Genomic DNA, 26,049 nt, shown 5'->3' with positions numbered 1-26,049 from the left:
CGTTGTATGACCAGGGCCTGCTGTGGCTCCTACCGGCTCTCGATGCCTCTGTGCCTTACCCCGCCTGCCGTTCTGTACCCATCACCACGGCACGGTGCGGCCCTGATAATCCAGATACTCCAGCCCCGGGCGCTGGCGTTTCTCCAGCAGCACCTTGACCAGGCTGGGGATGGTCTCCTCGATGGTCAGCGGCGCCGCGTCGCCGCCCAGCGCGGTGCGGATCCAGCCCGGCGCCATCGCCACCATCGGATGCGTCGCCGAAGCCGCGCGGGCGGCAAAGCTGCGCATAAACATATTCAGCGCGGCCTTGCTGCCCCTGTACAGCTCGCGCTGCCCGCTAAGGTTATTGCCGAGACTTCCCTGTCCGGAAGACATCACGCCGAGCAATCCTGACGGGATCACGTGGCGCTGCAGGCGCTCTATGACCCGCATTGGCGCCAGGGCATTGGTCTGCATCACCTGCATAAACTCTTCAGTGGAGACTTCGCCGATGGTCTGCGAAGGATCGCGGTTAGTGGTTCCGGCATTGACAAAGAGCATCTCCAGGCGGCTTCCCGAGAGCCTGTGGTCCAGGGCGGCCAGCTGCTCGTCGTTGCAGACGTCCAGCGTTTCAAGGCGCACCCGACCGGGGTTGTCCCGGGCGAGCTGGTGAAGCGGCGTAGGGTGCTGAATATCGCGTACGGTACCGATTACGTTCCAGCCGTGCTGCAAAAATTCGGCGGCCATGGCGTGGCCCAGCCCGCGAGAGGCGCCGACGATTAAAATGCTGTGATGAGTAAGAGAGGTCATAGTCGAAATCCGCAGTAAAGAGTGAGGATCTGACTATAGTCATAGGCTATATCAGGCGGAAGGCGCAGCATGTGCACTATTAGCATGCGCCGCACGCCATATCTTACGGCAGGATATCTTATGACCGATCCCGATTTTAATCTTCTCGTTGCCCTAGACGCGCTGCTGGCCGAAGAGAGCGTGGCCGGGGCAGCGCGACGGCTGGGGCTCAGCGCATCGGCAATGAGCCGGACGCTCACCCGCCTGCGCGACGCAACCGGCGATCCGCTGCTGGTCAGGGCGGGGCGTAAAATGGTGCTAACCCCGCACGCGCAAAATATCAAAGCGCGCGCGCAGAATGCACTGTTCGAGGTGCGTTCGGTCCTGAACGCGTCGCTTTCGCCGCTCCATCTCCCGACGCTGGAGCAAACCTTTACCTTGCGCACCAATGAAGGCTTCGTAGAAACCTTTGCTCCGGCGCTGATTGCCGCCTGCGCGCGGGATGCGCCGGGAGTGACGCTCACCTTTGTGGCTAAGACCGAGAAGGATCCGCAGTTTTTGCGCGAGGGGCGGGTGGACCTCGAGATTGGCGTACTCAAGAATATGGGGCCGGAAATCCGCCTGCAGGCGCTGTTTCGCGATCGCTTCGTCGGCGTGCTGGCGAAGAGCCACCCGCTGGCGCAGTCGGCAAACATGACCCGGGAAGCGTATATCTCCTGCGGGCACGTGATTACGTCTCGTCATGGCATGGTGCGGGGACCGGTTGATGACGCCCTCGCCGGGTTCGACCTGCAGCGTAAGATTGTCGCCGTGGTGCCCAGCTTTGCCGCCGCGCTGGCGGTTGCCCGCCGTTCGCAGCTGATTGCGCTGGTGCCGGCATCCTATATCGGCGACGCCCCTGCGGCCGATATCGCCGTTTTTGAGCTGCCGGTGCAGACGCCGGAAATTACCGTTTCGCAGATGTGGCATCCCCGACAGGAGCAGGAGCCGGGCCACCGCTGGTTGCGTCAGCGGGTGCTTAGCGTATGTCGTCAGGGAGAATAAGGACAAAAAAAAGCCCGCAACGGATGCGGGCGAAAAATACTGGAAGCAATGTGAGCAATGTCGTACCGAATACCTGAGTGTTTTGCTCAACTATTCGGTAATGAGAAAGATAATGTTTCTCATTTAAGATATCAACCCCATCTTTTGTGCGGAAGCGATTTTTTTACTCGATCACAAAAACGCTGCGCTTCTGGCTGTTGTCGCGAGGCCAGGCCGCAGCCACTTCGCGCAGCGGGAGCGGCGTGGTGGCGATAGTAAACCCGCCGGCCGCGGCGGCCTGCAGCATCTCCCCGGTCGCCGCCAGCAGCTGGGCCATCGACAGGCTGCCGATCCCGCTGCCCAGCAGCTGCAGCGGCGCCGATCGCAGTACCGCGCCGTTGAGTGAGATATCTGCCCCGGAGAGAGAGCCGACCTGGACATAGCGCACCGGCGCATGGCCGGGGCTGCTTTTTGCCAGCGCCGGGAGCAGCAGCTCGGCGCTGGGGCCCCACAGATAGTCGACGACGACGTCGATCTGCCCTGCGGCAAGCTCGGCGAACTGAGCCCGCAAAGTGGGATCGTCTGCGGTCAGGTTGATGCAGACGTCCGCGTCGAGCGCTGCCAGCGTCCCTGCGTTACGTCCGGTGGCGATCACTTTTTTTGCGCCCAGATAGCGGGCGATCTGGATTGCCAGCTGGCCGGCGCTGCCGGTGGCGCCGTTGATCAGCACCGTCTCACCGGCGATAAAGCCCGCGCGTTTCACCAGCGCAGCCCAGGCCGACATCCCGGGGTTGGCCATAGCGGCGGCGCTAACATCGTCCAGCGCATCCGGCAGCGGCAGGCAGTTAGCCGCGGGCACCGGCGCCCGTTGCGCCATGCTGCCCCAGGGGGCGCGAGGGAAGGCGAAGTAAACGCGCTGCCCGTTCGGCAATGTTCCCACGCCGTCGATGCCGACGACAAAGGGCAGGCGACCGTCAAAGCTGTAGTGTTTGCCGCTTGCCCGGCCCTTGACGACGTGGCTGATGGCGGCGGCGCGTACGTCAACCAGGAGGTGGTCTTCATCGGCCTGCGGATCGGCAAAGTCCGCCCACACCGGGCCCTGCTGGAGTTCAAATACGACGGCTGCTTTCATGGTGTTACCTCCGGGATGAATTACGTGTAAAATGCACATATCAGATAACGGCACTATACACCGGGTTAAATAATATATGCAAGATGCACATAACAATTACGATATCACCGACTTTCACGGCGCGCTGCTGGATATCATCCGGGTGATGAATTTGCCGGTGCGCGATGAGCAGATACTGCAGGCCGCCGGGGTGCAGCTCGATCAGATCCTCTTTCCGCTGCTGGTGGCTATTGGGCGCTATGGGCCGGTGGGCGTGGTCGAGCTGGCAGATAGCCTGGGACGGGATTACACCACCGTCAGCCGGCAGGTGAAAAAGCTGGAGGCGCAGGGCCTGGCGCTGAAGCAGCCCAACGTTAGCGATCGACGGATCAGCGAAGTGACCTTGACCGCGCAGGGGCAGACGCTGATCGAACGCATTGCGCTAGCCAGAACGCGGCTGATGAATCAGGTGCTGATGGACTGGACGCAGGAGGATGTGCTGGCGCTGTTTCGCCTGACGCGCAAATACGCGGATAGCCTGCAGCAAAAAACAACCGCCTGACGAGCTGCCAGGCGGTAGAGGCGTTACGCCGCTTTAGTGGCGGCTTTAAGGCCCTGCACAAAAGCCTTCAGCTCGGCCAGCATCGTTTGCGGATCGCTGAGGTTACGTTCGATGATTTTGACGATGGCGGAGCCGGAAATCGCCCCGGCGGCGCCGGCGTCAATCGCGGCGGTTACCTGATCGGCGGCGGAAATACCGAAGCCCTGCAGCGGCGGCGCGGCGTTATACTCGCGCAGCTTCTCAATGAGATGATGCAGCGGCAGGGCGGCGCGGTTTTCCGCCCCGGTGACCCCGGCGCGCGACAGCAGATAGGTATAGCCGCGACCAAAAGAGGCAATCTGGCGCAGCAGCTCGTCATCGGCATTCGGCGGACAGATGAAGATGGGCGCGATATTGTGCCGCATCGCCGCCTGGCGGAACGGCGCCGACTCTTCGATGGGGACATCGGCGACCAGCACGGAATCCACGCCAACCCGCGCGCATTCGGCATAGAAAGCGTCAATGCCGGGGCTGAACACCAGGTTCGCGTACATCAGCAGGCCGATAGGGATCGTCGGGTGCTTGTGACGGATTGCCGCCAGCATCTCGAAGCACTGCGCCGGCGTTACGCCGGCGGCGAACGCACGCAGGGCTGCGCCCTGGATAGTCGGGCCATCGGCCAGCGGGTCGGAGAAGGGAATACCCAGCTCCAGGGCGTCGGCGCCCGCTTCGATCAGCGTATCGATGATCTGCAGCGACAGCGCCGGGTTGGGATCGCCAAGCGTCACGAAGGGAACAAACGCGCCTTCCTGGCGGGATTTCAGTTGTGCAAATAGCGTCTCATAACGTTCCATCAGATTTCCCCTCGCGCTTTCAGAATATCGTGTACGGTGAAGATGTCTTTATCGCCGCGACCGGACAGGTTAACCACCAGCAGCTGCTCTTTTTCCGGATTTTCACGCATCATTTTTAGCGCATGGGCCAGGGCGTGGGAGGATTCCAGGGCCGGAATAATCCCCTCATGGCGGGAGAGCTCTTTGAAAGCCTCCAGCGCTTCGTTGTCGGTTATCGACACGTAGTCGGCGCGCCCGGTGCTGTTGAGGAACGCATGCTGAGGGCCCACCGACGGGAAGTCCAGCCCGGCAGAGATAGAGTAAGATTCCTCAATCTGGCCGTCATCGGTCTGCATCATCGGCGATTTCATGCCGAAATAGATACCCACGCGACCGTGCTTCAGCGGCGCGCCGTGCTCGCCGGTTTCAATTCCGTGGCCCGCCGGTTCAACCCCTATCAGGCCGACGTTGGTTTCCTCGATAAAGTCAGCAAACATGCCGATAGCGTTGGAGCCGCCGCCGACGCAGGCGATGACCGCATCCGGCAGGCGGCCTTCGCGCTCGAGGATCTGCGCTTTGGTCTCTTCGCCGATCATGCGCTGGAATTCGCGGACGATGGTCGGGAACGGGTGCGGGCCGGCTGCGGTACCGAGCATATAGTGCGCGGTATCGTAGCTGCCGGACCAGTCGCGCAGCGCTTCGTTACAGGCGTCTTTCAGCGTGGAGGAGCCGCTGTGTACCGGGATCACTTCCGCCCCCATCAGGCGCATGCGGAAGACGTTTGGCGACTGGCGCTCAACGTCTTTAGCGCCCATATAGATGCGGCATTTCAGGCCGAGCAGCGCGCTGGCGAGCGCGGAGGCCACGCCGTGCTGGCCGGCGCCGGTTTCGGCAATGATTTCGGTTTTACCCATGCGCTTCGCCAGTAATGCCTGGCCCAGCACCTGGTTGGTTTTATGCGCGCCGCCGTGCAGCAGATCTTCACGCTTGAGGTACAGCGTGGTGCGGGTGCCTGCGGTCAGGTTACGACATTTGGTCAGGGCCGTTGGGCGACCGGCGTAGTTTTTCAGCAGGTCGCTAAATTCAGCCTGGAACTCAGGATCTTTCTGCGCGCTGACGAAAGCTTCTTCCAGCTGGCGCAGGGCGGGCATCAGGATCTGCGGGACGTACATACCGCCAAATTCGCCAAAATAGGGGTTCAGTAAAGTACTCATTATTGCATTGCTCCTTAATATGCGCGCAGCGTCTGGAAAACCGAGGCCAGCTTGCTGGCGTCTTTAATACCCGGCTGCGACTCAACGCCTGAATTAAAATCGAGTCCGGCACAGCCGCTTTTGGCGGCTTCTACGCAGTTATCGGCACCGAGTCCGCCTGCCAGCAGGACGTTACCCAGCTCCTGGCCTTGCAGAAGCGTCCAGTCGAAACGCTGGCCGCTGCCGCCCTGGCCGTTATCGAAGAGATATTTATCGACCTGCTGCAGGCTGCGTTCCGGCAGCGTGTCGCCCACGCTGAGCGCTTTCCAGATCTGGATTTGACCCGGCAGCCGCGTACGCAGCGCGTCGATATAGGCCTGGTCTTCGCTGCCGTGCAGCTGAACCGCAGCCAGCCGCAGGCTCTCTGCGCGCTCGGCCACGTCCTCGACCGGCGCATCGCGGAATACCCCGACGTAGCGCAGCCCCGCGGCCTGGATAATCTCTTTCGCCTGCGCCTCGTTGACGACGCGCGGTGAGCCAGGGACAAAAATCAGCCCGCCGTAGATGGCGCCGGATTCGTAGGCCACCTGCGCGTCCTGAGGTCGGGTCAGGCCGCAAACTTTGTTTTCACCGAGCAGCACGCGCCTGACGGCGGCGTCGAGATCGTCGTGCTCCATCAGCGCGGAGCCGATCAGGAAGCCGTTAGCAAAGTGGCTGAGATCGCGGACCTCGGCGTAGGTATGAATCCCCGATTCGCAGATCACGGTGACGTCATGGCCCAGGCGCGGCGCCAGCTGGCGGGTGCGGTTGAGGTCAATCGACATATCGCGCAGATCGCGGTTGTTGATCCCGACCACCTTCGCCTTCAGCGCAATGGCGCGCTCCAGCTCCTCTTCGGTACTCACTTCGGTCAGCACGCCCATATTGAGGCTGTGCGCGACGGCGGCGAGCTGGCGATACTGCTCATCGTTAAGCACCGACAGCATCAGCAGGCAGGCGTCGGCCTGATAGTAGCGCGCCAGATAGATCTGGTAAGGATCGATGGTGAAATCCTTGCACAGTATCGGCTGCGGCGCGATGGCGCTGACGATGGGCAAAAAATCAAAGCTGCCCTGGAAATATTTCTCATCGCACAGCACCGAGATGGCCGAGGCGTAGTTCTTATACACTCCGGCAATTTCCGCCGGGTCAAAATTCTGGCGAATCAGGCCCTTCGACGGCGAGGCTTTTTTGCACTCGAGAATAAACACGCTGCGCGTCCCCGCCAGGGCATCGTAAAAGTTACGCTGCGTCGGGACGACCTCGTTTTGAAAACTGGCTAACGGCTGCTGCTGCTTGCGGGCTTCTACCCAAATCGCTTTGTCGGCAACGATTTTTGCTAAAACGGTCTGCATTATTTACCCTCTTGCCGCTAATGCGGTCACTCTGTCATAGGCCGCTCCGCTGCGCAGCACGTCAATCACCTGCCGGGCGTTGGCTTTCAGGTCTTCATGCCCGTGTAAACGCATCAGCATTGCCACGTTGGCGGCGACCGCGGCTTCATGAGCGGCTTCACCTTTACCTTGTAGTAAGCGCGTCAGAATGTCACGGTTTTCTTCCGGCGTACCGCCGGCCAGCTGCTCCTGGTGATAAGGCGTCAGGCCAAAATCATCCGCGGTCAGCTGATAGCTTTTGATCTCGCCGTTATGGAGCTCCGCGACCACCGTCGGCGCGTGGAGCGACACCTCATCCATGCCGCCGCTGTGGACGACCGCCGCCCGCTGGTAGCCCAGCACGCGCAGGGTTTCCGCGATAGGCAGCACCAGCTCCGGGCTGTAGACGCCAATCAGCGCCAGCGGCGGGTGCGCCGGGTTAATCAGCGGCCCCAGCACGTTAAACAGCGTCCGGGTCTTCAGCTGCTGACGGACCGGCATCGCGTGGCGGAACCCGGTGTGATATTTCGGCGCAAACAGGAAGCAGACGCCCAGCTCATCCAGCGCGGCGCGGGATTTATCGGCGTTCATATCGAGGTTGATGCCGAATGCGGCCAGCAGGTCGGAAGAGCCGGATTTACTGGAGACGCTACGGTTGCCGTGCTTCGCCACCTTCAGCCCGCAGGCTGCGGCGACAAACGCGCTGGCGGTAGAAATATTGATGCTGTTGCTGCCGTCGCCGCCGGTGCCGACGATATCGGCAAACGGGTAGTCAGGGCGCGGGAACGGCGCGGCATTTTCCAGCAGGGCGGTGGCGGCGCCGGCAATCTCCTGCGGCTGCTCGCCGCGCACCTTCATGCTGACCAGGGCGGCGGCCAGCTGCTCCGGCTTGACTTCGCCGCGCACCACCGCAGAAAACAGCTGGTGGCTCTCCTGCTGGCTGAGGGTTTCCGCCTGATACAGTTTTTCCAGAATCGGCTGGATGGTATTGGTTTGCTCCAGCTTCTGCAGCGCCCAGGCCAGGGTTTGCTCCAGCAGACGCGCGCCCTGGGTGGTAAGAATCGACTCCGGGTGGAACTGGAAGCCGCAAACGCGATCGGCATCATGACGTACCGCCATCACCATCCCGTTATAGTTGGCGTTGATGGTCAGCCCGGCCGGAATATTGCTGCCGACCAGCGAATGGTAGCGGGCAACCGGCAGCGGGTTAGTCAGGCCGGCAAACATCGCCTGGCCGTCATGCTCGATGCTGGAGGCTTTACCGTGCAGGATTTCGCCCGCCTGGCCGACGTAGCCGCCGTAGGCTTCAACAATCGCCTGATGGCCAAGGCAGATGCCGACGATCGGCAGCTTGCCGCGCATGCGAGTCAGCAGCTCCGGCATGCAGCCGGCTTCGCTCGGCGTGCCCGGGCCCGGGGAGAGCATCAGCACCGGATTGTCCATCGTGCCGATACGCTCAATTAAGGTCTGCGCCGGAACCGAGTTACGGTAAATCACCACGCTATGGCCGTTGGCGCGCAGCTGGTCTGCCAGGTTATAGGTAAAAGAATCGATATTATCGAGCAGCAGAATGTCGGCCATTAGAAAGTCTCCTTAGCGTGGTGGGCCTGGGCAATTGCGCGCAGCACCGCGCGGGCTTTATTTCGGGTTTCATCTGCTTCTGACTGAGGCACCGAATCGAGGACAATACCGGCGCCGGCCTGAACGGTGGCCACGCCGTCCTGCACGTAGGCAGAGCGGATCACGATGCAGGTATCCAGGTCGCCGTGGGCGGTGAAATAGCCGACGGCGCCGCCGTAGCTCCCGCGACGCTTGCCCTCGGCGGCGGCGATCAGCTGCATCGCGCGCACCTTAGGCGCGCCGCTCAGGGTGCCCATATTCATACAGGCGCGATAGGCGTGCAGTACGTCGAGGTCGTTACGCAGTTCGCCGACCACCCGGGAAACCAGGTGCATGACGAAAGAGTAGCGGTCGACTTTGGTCAGGTCGGCCACGTAGCGGCTGCCCGGCGTGCAGATGCGGGCGAGGTCGTTACGCGCCAGGTCTACCAGCATCAGATGCTCGGAGAGCTCTTTATGGTCGGTGCGCATTTCGAGTTCGATGCGGCTGTCGAGATCGCGATCCAGCGAACCGTCGGCGCGACGGCCGCGCGGGCGGGTACCGGCAATCGGGTAGATCTCAATCTGGCGGCTGACGGCATCGTACTTCAGCGAGCTTTCCGGCGACGCGCCGAACAGGGCGAAGTCGTTATCCTGCATAAAGAACATGTACGGGCTCGGGTTGCTCTTCTTCAGCACGTCGTAGGCCGCCAGCGGCGACGGGCAGGGCAGAGAGAAGCGGCGCGATGGCACCACCTGGAAAATTTCGCCGGCGCGGATAGCGCGCTGCATTTTGCGGACCACTGCGCCGTACTCGTCGTCGCTCTGGTCGCAGTCGCAGGTCATATGCTCGACCGTCGTGACCGGCAGCGGTGCCGGCGGCTCGTTGAGCTGCTGGCGAAGCTGGGCGATGCGCTGCGTCAGACGCTGCTTTTCGCTCGCCAGCGGCGTGAACAGGCTCGACTGGATGCGCGTGCTTTTGCTCTGGTGATCGATAACCAGCAGCGTTTCGGCCAGGTAGAAGCAGTAGTCCGGACAGGCGGTGTCGCTTTCCAGCGGCGGCAGGTTTTCGAAACCGGCCACCAGGTCATAGGCAAACAGGCCGCCGAAGAACATCGCTTCGCGCTCGTCGTGCGGAACGGTCACCAGCTCCTGCAGCAGGCGGAAGGCGTCAAAGACCGACAAAGAGCACAGGCGGGCGTCCTCATCCAGCAGGGCGCTGACCGGCGGGAAGGTTAAGGTCCGGCCGTTCGGCTGACGCAGATTTTCGATGCCGGAGGGCAGAGCGTTGTCGAGTAAATCCAGCAGCGATGCGCCGTTGCTGGAAAGTGCCTGAATGGTGACAGTGTCACCTAAGGCGGTGATGCGCAGCGCGCTGTCAACCAGCAGCAGGCTCTTTAAATCATCCTTGCTGTCGATATCGGCAGATTCCAGCAGCAGGGTTGCCGGACGCGCGCCGCACAGCTGGTGGAACAGCGCCGTCGGGTTTTCGCGATAGATGGCGTCGCTGGTGAGAAGCTCGAGTGCCGGTTTTGATGTTTGCATTATTGTTCTCGCCTGTTCGGTATAATAATTTGTCCAATAAAAAGCCCGCTCATTGGCGGGCCGGGTATCTGTATGCTGAGTGCAAAACGCGATCACGCCGCCCGTTATCAGGAGGTGCGCCACCAGCCGTGCAGAGTGATAGTTTGCGTTTTCATCGTGATACCCCTTCATGTGAACTTGCGTACTAGTTAACTAGTCCAGAGGAATAATGTCAACCCCTGTTTGCAGATTTTCTCCGCGAGTCGGTATGATAATGCGCTTATTTAAGTCCATGTCCAGCAGGAGTCATCTTGAGCGATACCCTTTACGCAGTGATTTACGATCTGCATAGCCATACCACCGCCTCTGACGGGCGGCTGACTCCAGAAGAACTTGTCCATCGTGCCCACCAGATGCGGGTGGGCACCCTGGCGATTACCGATCACGATACCGTGGCGGCCATTCCCGCCGCGCGGGCGGAAATTGCCCGCGCCGGCCTGCCGCTGACGCTGGTGACCGGGGTGGAGATTTCCACCCTGTGGGAAAACCATGAAATTCATATCGTGGGCCTGAATATTGATATTGAGCATCCGGCGATGCTGGCCCTGCTTGATGAGCAGAAGGCGCGCCGCCAGCTGCGGGCGCAGATGATTGCCGAGCGGCTGGATAAGGCCCGAATTCCCGGGGCGTGGGAAGGGGCGATGAAGCTTGCCGACGGCGGGGCGGTAACCCGCGGGCATTTTGCCCGTTTCCTCGTGGAGGCAGGCCACGCCGGCAATATGGCCGATGTTTTTAAAAAATATCTCGCCCGTGGGAAAACCGGTTACGTTCCGCCGCAGTGGTGTACAATAAAACAAGCGATTGATGTCATTCATCATTCTGGCGGCAAAGCGGTTGTCGCCCATCCCGGGCGCTACGATCTCTCCGCCAAGTGGCTGAAAAGGCTGTTGGCCCACTTTAGCGAGCAGGGCGGCGATGCGATGGAGCTGGCCCAATGTCAGCAGGCGCCGCATGAGCGCACGCAGCTTGCCGCGTACGCCGTCCAGTTTGGTCTTCTGGGTTCACAGGGTTCTGATTTCCATCAGCCCTGCCCGTGGATTGAGCTGGGCCGGAAACTTTGGCTACCCGCAGGTGTAGAAGGGATCTGGCACAGTTGGGAAACGGCCGCAGAATAAAATTGAGAGGGAAGTATGAGCCAGTTTTTTTACATCCATCCGGACAACCCGCAGGCGCGGTTGATTAACCAGGCGGTGGAAATCGTGCGTAAAGGCGGGGTGATTGTCTACCCCACGGATTCAGGCTACGCATTGGGGTGTAAGATTGAAGATAAGGGCGCGATGGAGCGGATCTGCCGCATTCGTCAGCTGCCGGACGGCCACAACTTCACTCTGATGTGCCGCGATCTCTCCGAGCTGTCGACCTACGCGTTTGTCGACAACGTGGCGTTCCGCCTGATTAAAAACAACACGCCGGGCAACTACACGTTTATCCTCAAGGGGACCAAAGAGGTGCCGCGTCGCCTGCTGCAGGAAAAACGTAAAACCATCGGCATGCGCGTGCCGTCGAACCCGATTGCCCAGGCGCTGCTCGAGACCCTGGGCGAGCCGATGCTCTCCACCTCGCTGATGCTGCCGGGCAGCGAATTCACCGAGTCCGATCCGGAAGAGATTAAGGATCGGCTGGAGAAGCTGGTCGATCTGATTATCCACGGCGGCTATCTCGGCCAGCAGCCGACCACGGTTATCGACCTGACCGAAGATTCGCCGGTCGTGGTACGTGAAGGCGTTGGCGACGTGAAGCCGTTCCAGTAACGGAATCCCTCCTCCCCGGCAGCATCGCGATCCAGGCTGCCGGGATCGCGACAGGCTTGCCCCATCGGCGCATGTGATACAGGTAGCTTTATTTTGACCTGAGTCGAAATAGTCCGCCGAGAATCGTCCTTCTGGCGCCAGAAGGCTCGCCGCGTCGTGCAAAGCTTGCGGAGAGCCGATCCAGCAGGATGGCAATCAGCACCACCACGAAACCACTCTGCAGGCCAGTGCCCATCTCCAGCTGTTGAATGCTGCTCAAAATATCGTTACCCAGCCCACCGGCCCCGACCATCGAGGCGATGATAACCATCGACATGGCCATCATAATCGATTGATTCACGCCGGCCATAATCGAGGGCTGCGCGGCGGGCAGCTGCACTTTCCACAGCAGCTGCCACGGCGTGCAGCCAAAGGCGATGCCTGCCTCGATGCGCGAAGCGTTAACCTGGCGAATGCCTAAATCGGTCAGGCGCACGACCGGCGGCATAGAAAACAGAATCGTGGCGAAGATCCCCGGAGGGCGGCCAAGCCCGAACAAAATCGTCGCGGGTATCAGGTATACAAAGGCGGGCATGGTCTGCATAAAATCAAGCACGGTGCGAATGATGCTGCCGATAGCCGCGCGTCGCGCGCTCCAGATCCCGAGCGGAATACCGATCAGCAGGCTGAAAAACGTGGACGACAGGGTTAGCGCCAGCGTCACCGCCGCGTGCTCGCTGTAGCCGCTGTAAATGATATACAGCGAAGCAAGCAGGGCAAACAGCGCGAAACTTTTGCCAATTCGCCACGCGCCGAGCCAGACCGCGATAATCACCAGCCCCCACGGCGAAAGCGCATTTATTACGCTCTCGATGCCCCCGGCGAAGCTGTCGATAGCATGGGCGAACCCGTCAAAGCCGCCGCCGGCGTGTACCAGCAGGCGCTGCACGGCGGCGTCAATCTGACGACTAAAATCGAGGGGGTAGCTCATGATGGCTCCTGACGCGCAGTCCAGATATCGGCATAGCTTTCGGCGAGCTGCCAGCGCGAAACGTCGATTCCGGAGAAAAAGTGTTGAACATACGCGGTCGCAGGCGCGCCGATCAGCTCTTCCGGTTTGCCAACCTGCACCAGCTTGCCTTTTTCCATAATCGCAATACGCGTACCGAGGCGCAGCGCCTCCTCCATATCGTGGGTGACAAAGACGATCGTGCGCCGGGATTCCGCCTGTAGCGACAGAAGTAGCGTCTGCATGTCACGGCGAATAATCGGATCGAGCGCCGAAAAGGCTTCGTCCATTAACAGCACGGTGGGATCCATGACCAGCGCGCGCGCGAGACCGACCCGCTGCTGCATGCCGCCGGAAAGCTGAGGCGGATACTGTTCGGCAACGTCGCCAAGCCCGACTTTTGCCAGCATGTCGCGAGCTTTCCGATAGCGGACATCCCGGGATTCGCCGGCCACTTCGAGGCCGAACGCCACGTTATCCAGCACGCTGCGTTCGTCAAACAGCGCGAACGACTGGAAAACCATGCCGATATGACGGCGACGCAGGGCGATCAGCTCGGACTCCCGGAGAGCGGAAAGCGTTTTACCCTGGAATATCACCGAGCCGGAACTGGCCGGGAGCAGGTGGTTAAGCGTGCGCAGCAACGTCGACTTGCCGGAGCCGGAAAGGCCGACAATGACAAAAATTTCTCCGCCATATATCTTTAAATTGATATCGCTCAAGGCATTAATCGCCGCGCTTTTGGGCGTGGTTGAGAAAAAACGTTTATTCCCGGATGAATAATAATTTTTATTAACTGACTGTAACTCAAATATAGGTTGTAACATGGCGTCAAATTTATTTTAGGGTGGCCTTAAAAAGCTAACATATAAAACCGTTGGTAGCGCTAATGTATTTTATTAAATCAATATGCGTTTTCTGCATTAGCTTATTTGTTTTCTGCGATTAGATGACCGGAAGAGTGAAAACTCCAGGCTTCATCCAATAACCACGCCTTGACCTTTTCCTGCTGCGCCGAGGCGGGTTTAGCATTGGCGGAAATCAGGTAATAGCCGCGTTCGGTACGGTGCATCGGGCCGCACTGTACCAGCTGTTTACTGGCCAGAAACGGCGCGATCAGGGGCTGCCAGCCGAGGGCGATCCCCTGGCCTTCCAGAGCGGCCTGGATCACCAGGGAATAGGCGTTGAAGGTCCGGGAAGCGGCCTGGTGTTGGCCGTGCACCTGATGCTGGCGGAACCAGTCTTCCCACGTCATCCAGCGCTGGGGCCGGGATTCCGGCAGCTTCAGCAGGGGATAATTCAGCAGAGATTCGGGGGAGGCGGCTGGCGCCATTTCCTGCTTAATCTTTTGATTGCAAACGGGAATGACAATTTCAGGGAACAGCCGCTGGTTCTGCGTTCCGGCCCAGTTGCCCTGGCCAAAATAGATAGCCAGATCCGCGCTGCTGTCGCGAAGGTTATAGTCGTTGGGCGAGGTGGTTATCTGTACCTCCACCCCCGGAATGAGCGCCTGCAGCCTCTCCATACGGGGTAACAGCCAGTAGCTGGCAAAACCCATATCGGTATCGATGCGCAGGACATTACGCTGCAGGCGCGTGCGTTCGAGCTGCTCGCTGATTTCCAGCAGGCTGCTGCGGACGATCAGATACAGACTATTGCCGGATTCGGTCAGCTGAACGCCGCGATGACGGCGTTCAAATAGCGGTGAATTGACCAGATTCTCCAGCATCTGAATACGCTGACTGACCGCCGGCTGCGATAGCCCGAGTTCATTTCCGGCAGCGGTAAAATTACCTAAACGCGCCGCCGCTTCAAATACCACCAGCGCCTGTAAAGGCGGAAGCTGTAATTTCCCTGCCATAAATTCACCTTATGCCATGATAAAAAAATAGCCCCTTCACAGGGCCTGTCGATACATGAGATAAGGCTAACACGTTTTATTAATTATTTTACTTCGCAGGTAGGTCATGCTTATAAATAAACCGAATATCGTTATTCTGATGGCCGATCAGTTAACTGCCAGCGCCTTAAGAGCGTACGGGAATAACGTTAGTTTGACGCCAAATATAGATAAATTAGCCCGTGAAGGGGTGGTATTTGATTCCGCCTATTGCAACAGCCCGCTGTGCGCGCCATCGCGAGCATCGTTGATGACCGGGCAGTATATTTCCCGTAACCAGGTGTATGACAACGCCGCCGAGTTCCACGCCGACTCGCCGACCTTTTGCCATTATCTGCGCGAACAGGGCTACCGCACCTGGCTGTCGGGGAAAATGCACTTCTGCGGCCCCGATCAGCTGCACGGCTTTGACGAACGGCTGACAACGGATATCTACCCCGCCGATTTCGGCTGGACGCCGGACTGGCAACACCCGGAACGCCGTCTCGACTGGTATCACAACATGAGCTCGGTGCTGGAAGCCGGCGAGTGCGTGCGCACCAACCAGCTCGATTTCGATGATGAGGCATTATTCCTCGCCCGCCAGCGCCTGTATGACGCCGCCCGTCGCCCCGAAGAGCAGCCGTTTATGCTGCTCCTTTCGCTAACGCATCCCCACGATCCCTTCGCGATACCCAAACGCTACCTCGATCGCTTTGCGCAAGAAGATATCGATATGCCCGTCACGCGCGGCAAAGATATTGCAGACGATGCGCATTCGGCGCGGATGCGCGCCATGTATCAGCTGGAACCGGGCTTGATCCACGATGAGCATATTCGGCGCGCCCGCCACGCCTACTACGGCGCCCTGGCCTACGTTGATGATTGCTTTGGCGAAATGGTGCGCACCCTCGAAGAGACGGGGCTGGCCGAAAATACCGTGGTGGTGGTGATTGCCGATCATGGGGAAATGCTCGGCGAGCGCGACCTGTGGTACAAGATGAACTTCTTCGAGAACGCCGTGCGCGTGCCGTTAATCGTGCATAACCCCGCGCGCTTCGCGGCCCGTCGGGTCAGCGAAAGCGTATCGCTGGTGGATCTTTTACCCACCCTTGTCGAGCTTGCCAGCGGCGAAGATCGCAAAGCGCAGGCCATCGCCCCGCTGGACGGCAACAGCCTGGTGCCGCATCTCCAGGGGCTGCCTGGGCCGGACGGCGCGGTGAGCGAATATTTGGCCGAAGGCGCGCTCGGGCCGATGCTGATGTTTCGCCGGGGCGAATGGAAATACATTCATTCCGCCAGCGAGGCGCCGCAGCTGTTCAATTTACGCGACGATCCCCATGAGCGGGTGAACCTGGCGGCGAATGCGCATTACCAAACGGTCGTGCAGGCGTTCGTCGATGAAATCCGGGGGCGCTGGGATCTCGATGCCCTCTACCAGCAGGTGCTCGCCAGTCAGCAAAAACGGCTGTTTTTGACCCAGGTTGCCGGACGGGATGCCATTCCGAACTGGGACTATCAGCCGTTTCAGCGCGCATCAACGCGCTATATCCGTAACCATCAAACCCTGGATGAGCAAGAGGCGTTCGCCCGCTATCCTTCCCCCGTGAAACACCAGGAATCATAATGAAAATGAAACGCATGACCCGACTGATGCTGCTGGCGGTTGCCGGCTGGTTGCCGCTGAGCGGCTTCGCCGCCGATGACGCGCGCTGCGCCACCGTTACGCAGTCCGATCCGGGCTGGACGGATATTGCGGCGACCAACGCCCTTTCCGGGACGATACTGAACGCGCTGGGCTATCGGCAAAAAGTGCAAAACCTGTCGGTGGCGCTGGCGTTTCAGGGGCTGAAAACCGGCCAGGTCGACGTGTTCCTCGGCAACTGGATGCCCGCGCAGGAACCGGTTATCAGTAAGTTCACCGCCGATGGCGCGATTAAGGTGCTCGGCACGAATCTTCCCGCCGCCCGCTTTACGCTTGCCGTACCGGATTACGTCGCCGCCGCTGGCGTAAAAGATTTTGCCGACCTGCAAAAATTTGCTGATAAGTTCGGCCATAAAATTTACGGCATTGCCCCGGGCGCGCCGGCTAACCTCAGTCTGAAGAAGATGCTTGATGCGCATGATTTCGCCCTCGAAAACTGGACGCTAGTCGAGTCCAGCGAAAGCGGCATGCTGGCGCAGGTGGCGCGCGCGGTGGAGCGTCAGCAGTGGATCGCGTTCCTCGGCTGGGAACCACACGCCATGAACACGCGCTTCCGGCTGGTCTACCTCAGCGGCGGCGACCGGTATTTTGGCGCTAACTATGGCAGCGCTACGGTGAATACGGTGACGCGGAAGAATTTTGCCGCTGAATGCCCGAATCTGAATCGCTTTTACAGCCAGCTGACATTTAACGTCGGGCTGGAAAACGCGGTGATCGCCCGGATGCTGGACCGGCAGCAAACGGCGCAGGAGGCGGCGCGAGAAGAGTTAAAACGCCGTCCGGAGCTGCTGGATAGCTGGCTGGATGGCGTGACCACGCGCGGCGGCGAACCGGCGAAACCCGCGGTTATTCGCTATCTCGGGCTATGAGTCATCATATCAATCAGTTCCAGCTGATGGCGAAGCCGTCGGGGTCGGTGTGCAATATCGATTGCACCTACTGCTACTATCTGGAAAAGCGGCGGCTCTATCCGCAGCAGCAGGCCCGCTGGAAAATGGACGGCGCGACGCTGGAAAACTACGTGCGGAAAAATATCGCCAGCCAGCCGGGGCAAACGGTTCATTTTCACTGGCAGGGCGGCGAGCCGACCCTGCTCGGGATTGACTTTTTCCGCGAGGCGCTGCGGCTGCAGGAGCGCTACCGCAGCGGGAAGCGCATCGACAATATTTTTCAGACCAACGGGATAAAGCTCGATGATGACTGGGCCCGGTTCCTGAAACAGCACGGTTTTCTCGTCGGTCTCTCCCTCGATGGCGATCGCCTCAGCAACGATGCGTATCGCCTGACGCGCGGGGGGAAAAGTACCTTCGACGCCGTTATTCGCGGTCTGGAGGCGCTGAAAAGGCACAATGTGGACTTCAACACCTTGACGGTGGTGAATGCGGAAAACGTCAAACGGCCGCTGGAAATCTACCGTTTCCTTAAGCATATCGGCAGCCGCTACATGCAGTTTATTCCGCTGGTGGAGCGGCGAGCCGCACAGCCCGATGCCAACGGTCTGACGCTGATTTCTCCTGATTTTTCTGCGCAGTGCCGGGTGACCGAATGGTCGGTACCGGCCAAAGCGTACGGGCGCTTTCTCAACGCTATCTTCGATAGCTGGGTGCAAAACGATATGGGAAGCGCTTTCGTGATGAACTTCGAGCAGACGTTGGCTAAAATAGCCGGCAGATCCGGCTCCTGCGTGATGAGCGAAACCTGCGGCGACAATCCGATCGTGGAGTCCAACGGCGATATCTATTCCTGCGATCATTTCGTTTATCCCGAGCATAAGCTGGGCAACATAAACCACGATAGCCTCTCCGCGCTGGTTAACTCGGCGCAGAATATCGCCTTTGCCCAGCGTAAGCGGACCAACATCGGCCGCGAATGCCTTAACTGTTCGCTCCGCCCGGTCTGCAACGGCGGCTGTCCGAAGCACCGCTTCATGCTGTCCGACGATGGACGACCCAATAAGAATTACTTCTGCGACGGCTACATGCTGCATCTGCGCCACGTTTTACCGATTATGCAGACGCTGTTGACATTGATGCAGCGGGGGCTCGCGCCGGAGAGGATCGGGAAAACTCTCGCGCAGCTTTATTACCGGCAGAGCGGGGGCACTAAGGGCGGCGATTGAGCGCCGCAGTCTCCGGAGGGGAGAGCGCCATGCTTGTGGTCGCGTGGCCTGGCGAACAGCAACTACGGGCGCCAGGCTTGCGACATTTTATTGCTGCATAGCGCAGGATTTCGCACCGGGACAGGGATAAATGACCGTGGCTGGTTCATAATCAATGCAGCCCACCTCCGGGCGCCGCTGCCAGAGCGCGGCGAATATAACCTGAAGAAGCATTCATTTTGAAGTTAGTGTAATATGTGCGACCACGTTTGCAGGCGTGTCTCAGTCGTGACGGTTATCAGACTCCGGCTGCGGTACCCCTTCGGGACAAAAGTATTTACCTAACAACAGGGCATGGTTTTATTAACTTGTTGTTTCATAAAGTATATCAGACGCCTGGGAAGGCGACACCTTAAGGAAGCTCAATGAGCGAGAAACTACAGAAAGTGCTGGCCCGCGCCGGCCACGGCTCCCGCCGTGAAATTGAATCCAAAATCGAAGCTGGCCGCGTCAGCGTCGATGGCAAAATCGCCACCCTCGGCGATCGCGTAGAAATTGTTCCTGGTTTAAAAATTCGTATCGATGGTCACCTGATTTCGGTGAAAGAGTCCGCTGAGCAAATTTGCCGCGTTCTGGCCTACTACAAGCCGGAAGGCGAGCTCTGCACCCGCAACGATCCGGAAGGCCGCCCGACGGTCTTCGACCGTTTGCCGAAGCTGCGCGGCGCGCGCTGGATTGCGGTAGGTCGTCTGGATGTGAATACCTGCGGCCTGCTGCTGTTCACCACCGATGGCGAGCTGGCGAACCGACTGATGCACCCGAGCCGCGAAGTTGAGCGTGAATATGCCGTGCGCGTGTTCGGTCAGGTCGATGAAGATAAGCTGCGCCAGTTGTCACGCGGCGTGCAGCTGGAAGATGGCCCTGCGGCCTTCAAAACCATCAAATTCACCGGCGGCGAAGGCATTAACCAGTGGTATAACGTCACCCTGACGGAAGGGCGTAACCGCGAGGTTCGTCGCCTGTGGGAAGCGGTTGGCGTCCAGGTGAGCCGCCTGATCCGCGTGCGCTACGGCGATATTCTGCTGCCGAAGGGCCTGCCTCGCGGCGGCTATACCGAGCTGGATCTGGCTCAGACGAACTACCTGCGCGAGCTGGTGGAGCTGCCGGCGGAAACCGCCTCTAAAGTGGCGGTAGAGAAAGATCGCCGCCGCGTGAAGGCGAACCAGATCCGCCGCGCGGTTAAACGCCATAGCCAGGTGGGTAGCAGCAATAACCGCCGCTCTGCGGGTCGTGGCAAAGATTGATGTTGTAGCGTCCGGCGGCTCCCGCCGGACGTTTATTTTCCCTGCCTGATGTGACTCCTTTCACACTTCCGTATAAAGACAAAAAACAGGAAATACCCGGACAAATAACGCAAAGTGAAGCGGCGGCGAACGCCATATACTGGCAACACTGATTACAAAAACAGGTAGCCAAAAATGGATACAGCAGGAAAACTATCGGCCAGCTACGTGGTTATCGGAGTTAAAGAGAAAATAGGCTACGGCTTCGGCGACTTTGCTTCTAATTTATCATTTGGTTTCGTTTCGCTGTTTTTACTCTTCTTCTATACCAATATTTATGGCATTAGCGCGGTACAGGCCAGTCTGATATTTGTTATTGCCCGGGTAATTGATGCTATTTTTAATATCCTGATTGGTTTGGCGATTGATAAAACGCGCAGCCGCTACGGTAAGCTGCGTCCCTGGTTATTATACGGTTCGATTCCGCTCGGTTTTCTGACGGTGCTGTGCTTTGTACCGTTTGGCGGCGAAGCGAAATTCTATTTTGCCTTAATCTCTTATACGATATATTGCCTGGCGTATACCGCGGTCAATACGCCGTACTCGGCATTGACCAACCGCCTGACGCAGCATGAAGCTTCACGTTCGTCGTTGTCGGTATATCGCTTCGTATTGGCGATCGTCGGCTATTTAATTGTTTCGACGACCGCCGACCTGCTGATTTCGCCGTTTACGGATAAACAGACGGGCTACGTTTTCGCGGTTTCGTGCTTTGCGCTGCTGGCCACCTTTCTGTTCCTCGCCTGTTTTGGCATGACCAAAGAGCGGGTGGGCGAAGACGAGGATGAGGCGCCTGCGCCGACGCTGCGCGAGATGCTGCGTGCGGTGACGGGCAATACGCCGCTGCTTAACCTGTCGCTGTTTACGGTGTTCTTCTATATTGCCTATACCGTCTGGATGGCGATAGCGATCTATTTTATTAAATATATCATTGGCAGCGAAGGCTATACCGCGACCTTCTTTTTGATTCAGTCAGCGGCGTATATTGTCGGTACGGTTATTTCTGAAAAAATTATTGCCCTGATGGGTAAAAAGAGAATGACGCTGATTGCTCTGGGGATTGGTATCCTGGGGGTGATGATGCAGTATTTTGTGGCCGGAAATAACCTGTGGCTGATTATGACCGGCGTATGCCTGTATAGCATTACGCTGGGAATGGGTTTTGTGGCGATGTGGTCGATGATTGCCGACACCGTAGAATATGCCGAATGGCATCACGGCGTGCGCAGTGAAGGCGCGATCTACGGCTTCTTTAATTTCATCACTAAAATCGCGATGGCGATAGGCGGCGGCTGTGCGGGATGGATGCTGGACTATTATCATTATGACGCAGGGAATATCACGGCGAGCGCGATTAACGGGATTAATATTTTGATGACATTATTCCCCGGTGCCATGTTTGCCCTCAGCGCCATATTTGTGGCGTGCTATTCGCTGGATGAAAAAACCTACCGCGATATTGTCCATAAAATTAGCCTGCGCAAGCAGAATGCGCTGTAACCTCAGGGAGCCAGAGAGATGAAGAGTGAATTTAATACCGTGATTGCGGCGATGACGGCAGAGGAAAAAGTGGCGCTGCTGACCGGCAGCGGCCTGTGGCGCACGGCATCGCTGCCGCAGCATGGCATCAACGATATCGTGATGACCGACGGAACCTACGGCGTGCGCTACAGCAGCGCACAAATCGACGGCAGCGAAAAGTGGAGCATGGATGACTTTATTTCGGTCATCACCCAAACCGCTGACCAGGTCAGCGCGGAGGAGCCGGCGGCAAAAGGCGGCAGCGAAGCGCTGTTCAGCGCCTCGCTGCCGGCAACCTGCTTTCCCAACGGCTCCAGCTTAGCCTGTAGCTGGGACGTGGAGCTGGTCTATCAGATGGGCCAGGCGCTGGGCCGCGAATGTCAGCAGATGGGGGTCGGGATCCTGCTGGGGCCCGGCATCAATATTCGCCGCACGCCGCTGGCGGGCAGAGGCTATGAATATTATGCCGAAGATCCGGTTGTCTCCGGCGATATTGCCGCGGCGCTGATCAACGGCCTGCAGCACGAAGGGGTAGGCGCCAGCCTCAAGCATTTCGCCGCCAATAACTCTGAATATCGCCGCACCGAAATGGATTCGATAATCGAAGAGCGGGCGCTGCGTGAGATCTACCTCGCCGGATTCCAGCGGGCGATAGCGAAATCGCAGCCGTGGACGGTGATGTCCTCCTACAACCGCCTCAACGGCGTACAGACTTCGCAGGACCCCTTTTTACTGACCCAGGTACTGCGGGATGAGTGGGGATACGACGGGCTGGTGATGTCCGACTGGTACGGCATCAAGGACCGCCCGGCGTCGCTGCTGGCGGGCAACGATCTGGCGATGCCGGAAACCCGCCGCGACAAGCGGACGCTGCTGGCGGCGATCGAGTCAGGAGAGGTGCCTCAGGCGGTGGTCGACCGTGCCTGCCGGAGAATGCTGGCGCTGCTGGAAAAGGTGCAGCGCCACCGTCGCCCGGAGACCCGGGCTGACTTCACGGCCCATCACCAGCTGGCGCAGCAGCTGGCCGGGGAGTCCATCGTCCTGCTGAAAAATGAAGACAATCTGCTGCCGCTGACCCCGGAGCGCAGCCGGCGGATTGCGGTATTGGGCAAGCCGGCGCAGGAGCCGGTGATTCAGGGATCGGGCTGCGCCACCACGGTACCCTATTTGCTGGATCGTCCGCTGGACGAGATCTTCGATCTGGCGGGCGACGACTTTACCGTCACCTGGGCGGTTGGCGCTCCGGACGACGAGCGCTGCGATGAGCAGGCGCTGGCCCAGGCGCGAGCGGTGGCGCAGGAGGCGGACGTGGCGGTTATCTTCGTCAGTACCGCGGTGGGTGAGGATGGCGAAAACGGCGACCGTCATGATTTAAACATCCTGGCGGTACACGAACGGCTGCTCCGCGAGGTGGCGGCGGTGCAGCCCAACGTGGTGGTGGTGCTGGCCAATAGCGATGCGGTGGTGATGCCGTGGCTGGCGGAGTGTAAAGCGCTGCTGGAAACCTTTTTCGCCGGGCAGGGCATGGGCCGGGCGGTGGCGGAAATTCTGTTTGGCCAGCGTAACCCCTGCGGTAAACTGACGGTGACGGTGCCGAATACGCTGGAAGAGACGCCGGCGTGGCTCAACTACCCGGGAGAGAACCTGCGCCACCATTACGGCGAAGGGCTGTTTGTCGGCTATCGCTACTACGACAAACGGCGGATGACGCCGCTGTTCCCGTTTGGCTTTGGCCTAAGCTACAGCCGGTTTACCTACGGCCAGCCCGAGCTTTCCGCCTCTCGCGTCGGTCCTGACGAGACGCTGACCGTCTCGTTTACCCTGAGCAACGACGGCGATCGGGCGGGAAAAGAGATCGCGCAGCTGTACGTCAGCGCGCCGGACGGCGAGCTGATCCGCGAGGATCGGGCGCTGAAGGCGTTCTGTAAAGTGGCCCTTGCGCCCGGCGAGAGCCGTCGCGTCAGTATGCAGCTGCCGATTGCCGACCTGGCCTGCTATCACCCCGGGCTTTCGGACTGGGTTATTACTCCGGGCCACTGGCAGGTGCGGATTGGCGGCTCTTCGCGCGATCTGCCTCTCGTCGCCGACGTCGAAGTGGCCACTGCGCCGCGCTACGTGCCGCTGCGGGATGACAATTCGCTGCAGCAGCTGATCCAGCAGCCCGCGGCGCTTGACCGGGTGGTTGCCCTGATTGCGCGCAAGAGCCGGCTGCCGCCGGTGCAGATCCGCGAGCGGCTGATCCAGCTGGCGCCGGATCTCTTCTGCGGCCTGCTGATCGCCCTGACGGAGTTTTTGGCGCTCGATATCGACAGCGACGAGCTGAATCGCGTACTTGCCGGGCGCGAATAATCGTCCGACTACAGGAGATGGCGCATGTTTCCCTTTTCAGTCACTCACCCCCGTTCGGCGACGGAAGCCGGTCGGCATACGGTGAACAGCGGCTATGAGCTGATTGCTTTTGATGCCGAGAAGCTGAACGCGTTTGCCGCCGAGGTACGCTACTGCGAACCGCACTGGCACCCGGCGCCGGAGCTGATAACCGTGCTGACGGGACGCTTTTCTATCGTTGTCGGCCAGCAGAGCGTGGAGCTGGCTCAGGGAGACATGCTGTACATCAACGCCGAGGCGGTGCATTCGCTATGCGCGGAGGAGGCCGGCAGCCAGCTGGTGACCGTGCAGTTTTCACCGGGCCTGTTCGATGAGCTGCATCCCGCGCCGGTGCTGAGCTGGTGCACCGCCGGGCGCGGCGACAGAGAGGCCGATGGCGTCGTGCGTCAACGGCTGCTGAGCCTGCTCAGCCAGCTGATTGACAACCGCGCCCCGTTTCAACGCATCGCGACTATCTATCTCCTGCTCGATGCGCTGGCGCTGGCGGGAGACGCGGTGCCGCAGGCGGAAAGCTCCCTGCGCGAAGAGGCGATGATAAAGAAAGGCATCGACTTTATTAACCAGCATTTTGACCAGCCGCTGACCCTCAGCGAGGTAGCGAGCCGTAGCGGAATGAGCTATTCGTGGTTTTCACGGCTGTTTAAGAAGGTGAGCCGGCACAATTTCAAGGAGTATCTGACGCTGGTGCGGCTGAATAAGGCGAAGACGCTGCTGCGCGATACCCGCACGCCGATCACCGAAATTAGCCATAGCTGCGGCTTTCAGGAGCATAAGTACCTGATTGCCGCCTTCAAAAAATACTGCGGGCTGACGCCGACAGAGTACCGTAAGCACTTTATCTCCCGACAAAACAGCCTCGAAAGCGTGCTGGCTCAGGGCGAGGATTGCCTGTGCCTGGCGCTAAACGACGCGCTGCTGGAGAGGCTGGTTCTTAGTAGTCAATGCCCATCTGCGCCTTAATGCCGGCGTCAAAGGCGTGCTTAACCGGGCGTAATTCGCTGACGGTATCGGCAAGCTCCACGATGTCGCGATGGCAGCCGCGGCCGGTGATAATCACCGTTTGCCGGGCTGGACGACGGCGCAGAGCGCTAAGCACCTCTTCAAGCGGTAGATAGTCATAGGCCACCATATAGGTCAGCTCGTCGAGCAGAACCATGTCGAGACTCTCGTCTGACAGCATGCGCAGAGCGTGCTGCCACACGGCGAGACAGGCGGCGGTATCGCTTTCGCGATCCTGGGTATTCCAGGTGAAGCCGGTCGCCATTACCTGAAATTCGACGCCGTGCGGCTCCAGCAGGTTGCGTTCGCCGTTCGGCCAGGTGCCCTTAATAAACTGGATCACGCCGGCCTTTTGGCCGTGTCCGATGGCGCGGGTAACGGTACCAAAACCGGCGGTGGTTTTACCCTTGCCGTTGCCGGTAAAGACGATAACAATGCCGCGTTCTTCCTGAGCTGCCTCGATTCGGGCGTCGACCTTCTCTTTTACCCGCTGCTGGCGTTCGCGGTGGCGTTCTTCACTCATTGTGCAATTCCTGGTTTGCGCCCCGGTTGGGCATCGAAGGTCATTCCCGTTTTGCGACGGCTATCGTCGCCCATCAGCCATAAATAAACCGGCATGATATCGGCGGGGGTCTTAAGCTTTTGTGGATCTTCCGTCGGGAAGGCGCTGGCGCGCATTTGCGTACGCGTGCCGCCCGGATTGATGCAGTTAACCCGCAGGTGGCGGCTCTGGTACTCCTCCGCCAGCACCTGCATCATCCCTTCGGTGGCAAATTTCGACGCCGCGTAGGCGCCCCAGTTGGCGCGACCCTGACGGCCTACGCTTGATGAGGTGAAAACCAGCGAACCGGACTCGGATTTGAGTAATAAAGGAAGCAGCGCCTGGGTCAGCATAAAGGTGCCGTTGACGTTGACCTGCATAACCTGCTGCCAGACTTCCGGATTCTGCTCGTCCATCGGGCAGACGTCGCCGAGCAGACCGGCGTTGTGCAATACGCCGTCGAGGCGCGGGTAGTGGACGCTTATCTGCTGTGCCAGCTGCTGGCACTCCTGCGGGGTGCAGGTGAGCAGATCGAGCGTAAACCAGGGCGCCGGGATCCCGCCGTCCTGCTCAATTTCCTGCGCCACGCGGCGCAGCTTATCTTCGTTACGGCCGAGCAGGATAACGCTGGCGCTGTATCGGGAGTAGGTCAGCGCGGCTTCGCGGCCGATCCCGTCGCTGGCGCCGGTCACCAGGATGATGCGATCTTTCAATAAATGATTCTGCGGCTGATAGTGCACGGTGACTCCTTGGGTGACCTGCTGACGGGTCAC

The 26,049-nt window shown here is 59.5% G+C and carries 24 protein-coding genes and 1 other annotated feature; of the genes, 11 read left to right on the top strand and 13 right to left on the bottom strand.

Annotation, left to right across the window (positions count from 1 at the left end):
- Positions 1-81: 81 nt before the first annotated feature.
- Complete coding sequence (locus MMW58_RS16715; protein WP_241721667.1) at positions 82-789, bottom strand: SDR family NAD(P)-dependent oxidoreductase; 708 nt, start codon at positions 787-789, stop codon at positions 82-84.
- Positions 790-909: 120 nt separating this feature from the next.
- Here MMW58_RS16715 and MMW58_RS16710 point away from each other — a divergent pair, with 120 nt between their 5' ends.
- A complete protein-coding gene (locus MMW58_RS16710; protein WP_159237802.1) occupies positions 910-1,812 on the top strand; it encodes a LysR family transcriptional regulator in 903 nt (300 codons plus the stop codon).
- A gap of 163 nt (positions 1,813-1,975) precedes the next feature.
- On the opposite strand, the gene MMW58_RS16705 is transcribed toward MMW58_RS16710, so the two are convergent.
- On the bottom strand, positions 1,976-2,923 hold the full coding sequence (locus tag MMW58_RS16705; RefSeq protein WP_241721666.1) for a quinone oxidoreductase family protein: 948 nt from the start codon (positions 2,921-2,923) through the stop codon (positions 1,976-1,978).
- 76 nt (positions 2,924-2,999) lie between these two features.
- On the opposite strand from MMW58_RS16705, the gene MMW58_RS16700 reads away from it, so the two are divergent.
- The gene (locus MMW58_RS16700; RefSeq protein WP_159237800.1) at positions 3,000-3,464 is read left to right on the top strand and encodes a MarR family winged helix-turn-helix transcriptional regulator; all 465 of its coding nucleotides are present in this window, start codon (positions 3,000-3,002) and stop codon (positions 3,462-3,464) included.
- A 23-nt stretch (positions 3,465-3,487) separates the two neighbouring features.
- On the opposite strand, the gene trpA is transcribed toward MMW58_RS16700, so the two are convergent.
- From trpA to trpL, 6 genes are all read right to left on the bottom strand, one after another.
- Complete coding sequence (trpA, locus tag MMW58_RS16695; protein WP_133597785.1) at positions 3,488-4,297, bottom strand: tryptophan synthase subunit alpha; 810 nt, start codon at positions 4,295-4,297, stop codon at positions 3,488-3,490.
- Positions 4,297-5,490, bottom strand: a complete 1,194-nt coding sequence (gene trpB / locus MMW58_RS16690) for a tryptophan synthase subunit beta (RefSeq protein WP_133597787.1) — start codon at positions 5,488-5,490, stop codon at positions 4,297-4,299. The genes trpA and trpB overlap by 1 nt, the downstream gene beginning before the upstream one ends.
- 14 nt (positions 5,491-5,504) lie before the next feature.
- Positions 5,505-6,863, bottom strand: a complete 1,359-nt coding sequence (gene trpCF, locus MMW58_RS16685; RefSeq protein WP_241721665.1) for a bifunctional indole-3-glycerol-phosphate synthase TrpC/phosphoribosylanthranilate isomerase TrpF — start codon at positions 6,861-6,863, stop codon at positions 5,505-5,507.
- 3 nt (positions 6,864-6,866) lie between these two features.
- Positions 6,867-8,462 carry a bifunctional anthranilate synthase glutamate amidotransferase component TrpG/anthranilate phosphoribosyltransferase TrpD gene (trpD, locus tag MMW58_RS16680; protein WP_241721664.1) on the bottom strand — a complete coding sequence of 532 codons (1,596 nt, stop codon included), beginning with the start codon at positions 8,460-8,462 and terminating at the stop codon, positions 6,867-6,869.
- The gene (locus MMW58_RS16675; RefSeq protein ID WP_133597791.1) at positions 8,462-10,024 is read right to left on the bottom strand and encodes an anthranilate synthase component 1; all 1,563 of its coding nucleotides are present in this window, start codon (positions 10,022-10,024) and stop codon (positions 8,462-8,464) included. The genes trpD and MMW58_RS16675 overlap by 1 nt, the downstream gene beginning before the upstream one ends.
- 35 nt (positions 10,025-10,059) lie before the next feature.
- Positions 10,060-10,155, bottom strand: a sequence feature (Trp leader region).
- On the bottom strand, positions 10,132-10,179 hold the full coding sequence (gene trpL, locus MMW58_RS30340) for a trp operon leader peptide (RefSeq protein WP_115193975.1): 48 nt from the start codon (positions 10,177-10,179) through the stop codon (positions 10,132-10,134). (Overlaps the previous feature by 24 nt.)
- 135 nt (positions 10,180-10,314) lie before the next feature.
- Here trpL and rnm point away from each other — a divergent pair, with 135 nt between their 5' ends.
- Positions 10,315-11,178 (top strand): RNase RNM, encoded by an 864-nt coding sequence (gene rnm / locus MMW58_RS16670; RefSeq protein ID WP_045855052.1) that lies wholly within the window; start codon positions 10,315-10,317, stop codon positions 11,176-11,178.
- A 15-nt stretch (positions 11,179-11,193) separates the two neighbouring features.
- Complete coding sequence (locus MMW58_RS16665) at positions 11,194-11,814, top strand: L-threonylcarbamoyladenylate synthase (protein WP_095096985.1); 621 nt, start codon at positions 11,194-11,196, stop codon at positions 11,812-11,814.
- Positions 11,815-11,902: 88 nt separating this feature from the next.
- On the opposite strand, the gene MMW58_RS16660 is transcribed toward MMW58_RS16665, so the two are convergent.
- The 3 genes from MMW58_RS16660 to MMW58_RS16650 all read right to left on the bottom strand — a co-directional run bounded on the left by MMW58_RS16660 (position 11,903) and on the right by MMW58_RS16650 (position 14,663).
- The gene (locus MMW58_RS16660; RefSeq protein WP_241721663.1) at positions 11,903-12,784 is read right to left on the bottom strand and encodes an ABC transporter permease; all 882 of its coding nucleotides are present in this window, start codon (positions 12,782-12,784) and stop codon (positions 11,903-11,905) included.
- Positions 12,781-13,524, bottom strand: a complete 744-nt coding sequence (locus MMW58_RS16655) for an ATP-binding cassette domain-containing protein (RefSeq protein ID WP_241721662.1) — start codon at positions 13,522-13,524, stop codon at positions 12,781-12,783. The genes MMW58_RS16660 and MMW58_RS16655 overlap by 4 nt, the downstream gene beginning before the upstream one ends.
- Before the next feature lie 206 nt (positions 13,525-13,730).
- Positions 13,731-14,663, bottom strand: coding sequence for a LysR substrate-binding domain-containing protein (locus MMW58_RS16650; RefSeq protein ID WP_241721661.1), 933 nt, complete (start codon positions 14,661-14,663; stop codon positions 13,731-13,733).
- A gap of 106 nt (positions 14,664-14,769) precedes the next feature.
- Here MMW58_RS16650 and betC point away from each other — a divergent pair, with 106 nt between their 5' ends.
- The 7 genes from betC to MMW58_RS16615 all read left to right on the top strand — a co-directional run bounded on the left by betC (position 14,770) and on the right by MMW58_RS16615 (position 24,696).
- Positions 14,770-16,308, top strand: coding sequence for a choline-sulfatase (betC, locus tag MMW58_RS16645; protein ID WP_241721660.1), 1,539 nt, complete (start codon positions 14,770-14,772; stop codon positions 16,306-16,308).
- Positions 16,308-17,255 carry a choline ABC transporter substrate-binding protein gene (gene choX, locus MMW58_RS16640; RefSeq protein WP_241721659.1) on the top strand — a complete coding sequence of 316 codons (948 nt, stop codon included), beginning with the start codon at positions 16,308-16,310 and terminating at the stop codon, positions 17,253-17,255. Before betC ends, choX begins: the two co-directional genes overlap by 1 nt.
- Positions 17,252-18,505 (top strand): anaerobic sulfatase maturase, encoded by a 1,254-nt coding sequence (locus MMW58_RS16635; RefSeq protein WP_241721658.1) that lies wholly within the window; start codon positions 17,252-17,254, stop codon positions 18,503-18,505. The genes choX and MMW58_RS16635 overlap by 4 nt, the downstream gene beginning before the upstream one ends.
- 404 nt (positions 18,506-18,909) lie before the next feature.
- Positions 18,910-19,788: a 23S rRNA pseudouridine(2605) synthase RluB gene (rluB, locus tag MMW58_RS16630; protein WP_133597801.1), complete on the top strand. Its 879-nt coding sequence runs from the start codon at positions 18,910-18,912 to the stop codon at positions 19,786-19,788.
- A gap of 174 nt (positions 19,789-19,962) precedes the next feature.
- A complete protein-coding gene (locus tag MMW58_RS16625) occupies positions 19,963-21,327 on the top strand; it encodes an MFS transporter (RefSeq protein ID WP_241721657.1) in 1,365 nt (454 codons plus the stop codon).
- An 18-nt stretch (positions 21,328-21,345) separates the two neighbouring features.
- Positions 21,346-23,697: a beta-glucosidase family protein gene (locus MMW58_RS16620; protein WP_241721656.1), complete on the top strand. Its 2,352-nt coding sequence runs from the start codon at positions 21,346-21,348 to the stop codon at positions 23,695-23,697.
- Between the two features lie 24 nt (positions 23,698-23,721).
- Positions 23,722-24,696 carry a helix-turn-helix transcriptional regulator gene (locus MMW58_RS16615; RefSeq protein WP_241721655.1) on the top strand — a complete coding sequence of 325 codons (975 nt, stop codon included), beginning with the start codon at positions 23,722-23,724 and terminating at the stop codon, positions 24,694-24,696.
- Here the strand turns inward: MMW58_RS16615 and cobO are convergent.
- Together cobO and MMW58_RS16605 are read right to left on the bottom strand one after the other, a co-directional pair.
- A complete protein-coding gene (gene cobO, locus MMW58_RS16610; RefSeq protein ID WP_045855061.1) occupies positions 24,668-25,258 on the bottom strand; it encodes a cob(I)yrinic acid a,c-diamide adenosyltransferase in 591 nt (196 codons plus the stop codon). The two genes, MMW58_RS16615 and cobO, sit on opposite strands and share 29 nt — an antisense overlap.
- The gene (locus MMW58_RS16605) at positions 25,255-26,016 is read right to left on the bottom strand and encodes a YciK family oxidoreductase (RefSeq protein ID WP_241723739.1); all 762 of its coding nucleotides are present in this window, start codon (positions 26,014-26,016) and stop codon (positions 25,255-25,257) included. Before MMW58_RS16605 ends, cobO begins: the two co-directional genes overlap by 4 nt.
- Positions 26,017-26,049 lie beyond the last annotated feature (33 nt).

The sequence above is a fragment of the Klebsiella sp. HC6 genome (assembly GCF_022605325.1).
GTDB classification, from domain to species: domain Bacteria; phylum Pseudomonadota; class Gammaproteobacteria; order Enterobacterales; family Enterobacteriaceae; genus Klebsiella; species Klebsiella terrigena.
The sequence above is the reverse complement of the archived record's forward strand: the minus strand, read 5'-3'. Positions and strand labels throughout refer to the sequence as shown.

Coding starts and splice junctions, on each gene's coding strand:
- MMW58_RS16650 (WP_241721661.1), bottom strand. CDS start 14,663: ATGGCAGGGAAATTACAGCTTCCGCCTTTACAGGCGCTGGTGGTATTT.
- MMW58_RS16710 (WP_159237802.1), top strand. CDS start 910: ATGACCGATCCCGATTTTAATCTTCTCGTTGCCCTAGACGCGCTGCTG.
- MMW58_RS16705 (WP_241721666.1), bottom strand. CDS start 2,923: ATGAAAGCAGCCGTCGTATTTGAACTCCAGCAGGGCCCGGTGTGGGCG.
- trpD (WP_241721664.1), bottom strand. CDS start 8,462: ATGGCCGACATTCTGCTGCTCGATAATATCGATTCTTTTACCTATAAC.
- MMW58_RS16625 (WP_241721657.1), top strand. CDS start 19,963: ATGGATACAGCAGGAAAACTATCGGCCAGCTACGTGGTTATCGGAGTT.
- MMW58_RS16660 (WP_241721663.1), bottom strand. CDS start 12,784: ATGAGCTACCCCCTCGATTTTAGTCGTCAGATTGACGCCGCCGTGCAG.
- MMW58_RS16715 (WP_241721667.1), bottom strand. CDS start 789: ATGACCTCTCTTACTCATCACAGCATTTTAATCGTCGGCGCCTCTCGC.
- choX (WP_241721659.1), top strand. CDS start 16,308: ATGAAAATGAAACGCATGACCCGACTGATGCTGCTGGCGGTTGCCGGC.
- trpA (WP_133597785.1), bottom strand. CDS start 4,297: ATGGAACGTTATGAGACGCTATTTGCACAACTGAAATCCCGCCAGGAA.
- cobO (WP_045855061.1), bottom strand. CDS start 25,258: ATGAGTGAAGAACGCCACCGCGAACGCCAGCAGCGGGTAAAAGAGAAG.
- MMW58_RS16620 (WP_241721656.1), top strand. CDS start 21,346: ATGAAGAGTGAATTTAATACCGTGATTGCGGCGATGACGGCAGAGGAA.
- trpCF (WP_241721665.1), bottom strand. CDS start 6,863: ATGCAGACCGTTTTAGCAAAAATCGTTGCCGACAAAGCGATTTGGGTA.
- MMW58_RS16615 (WP_241721655.1), top strand. CDS start 23,722: ATGTTTCCCTTTTCAGTCACTCACCCCCGTTCGGCGACGGAAGCCGGT.
- trpB (WP_133597787.1), bottom strand. CDS start 5,490: ATGAGTACTTTACTGAACCCCTATTTTGGCGAATTTGGCGGTATGTAC.
- betC (WP_241721660.1), top strand. CDS start 14,770: ATGCTTATAAATAAACCGAATATCGTTATTCTGATGGCCGATCAGTTA.
- MMW58_RS16675 (WP_133597791.1), bottom strand. CDS start 10,024: ATGCAAACATCAAAACCGGCACTCGAGCTTCTCACCAGCGACGCCATC.
- rluB (WP_133597801.1), top strand. CDS start 18,910: ATGAGCGAGAAACTACAGAAAGTGCTGGCCCGCGCCGGCCACGGCTCC.
- MMW58_RS16665 (WP_095096985.1), top strand. CDS start 11,194: ATGAGCCAGTTTTTTTACATCCATCCGGACAACCCGCAGGCGCGGTTG.
- MMW58_RS16635 (WP_241721658.1), top strand. CDS start 17,252: ATGAGTCATCATATCAATCAGTTCCAGCTGATGGCGAAGCCGTCGGGG.
- MMW58_RS16700 (WP_159237800.1), top strand. CDS start 3,000: ATGCAAGATGCACATAACAATTACGATATCACCGACTTTCACGGCGCG.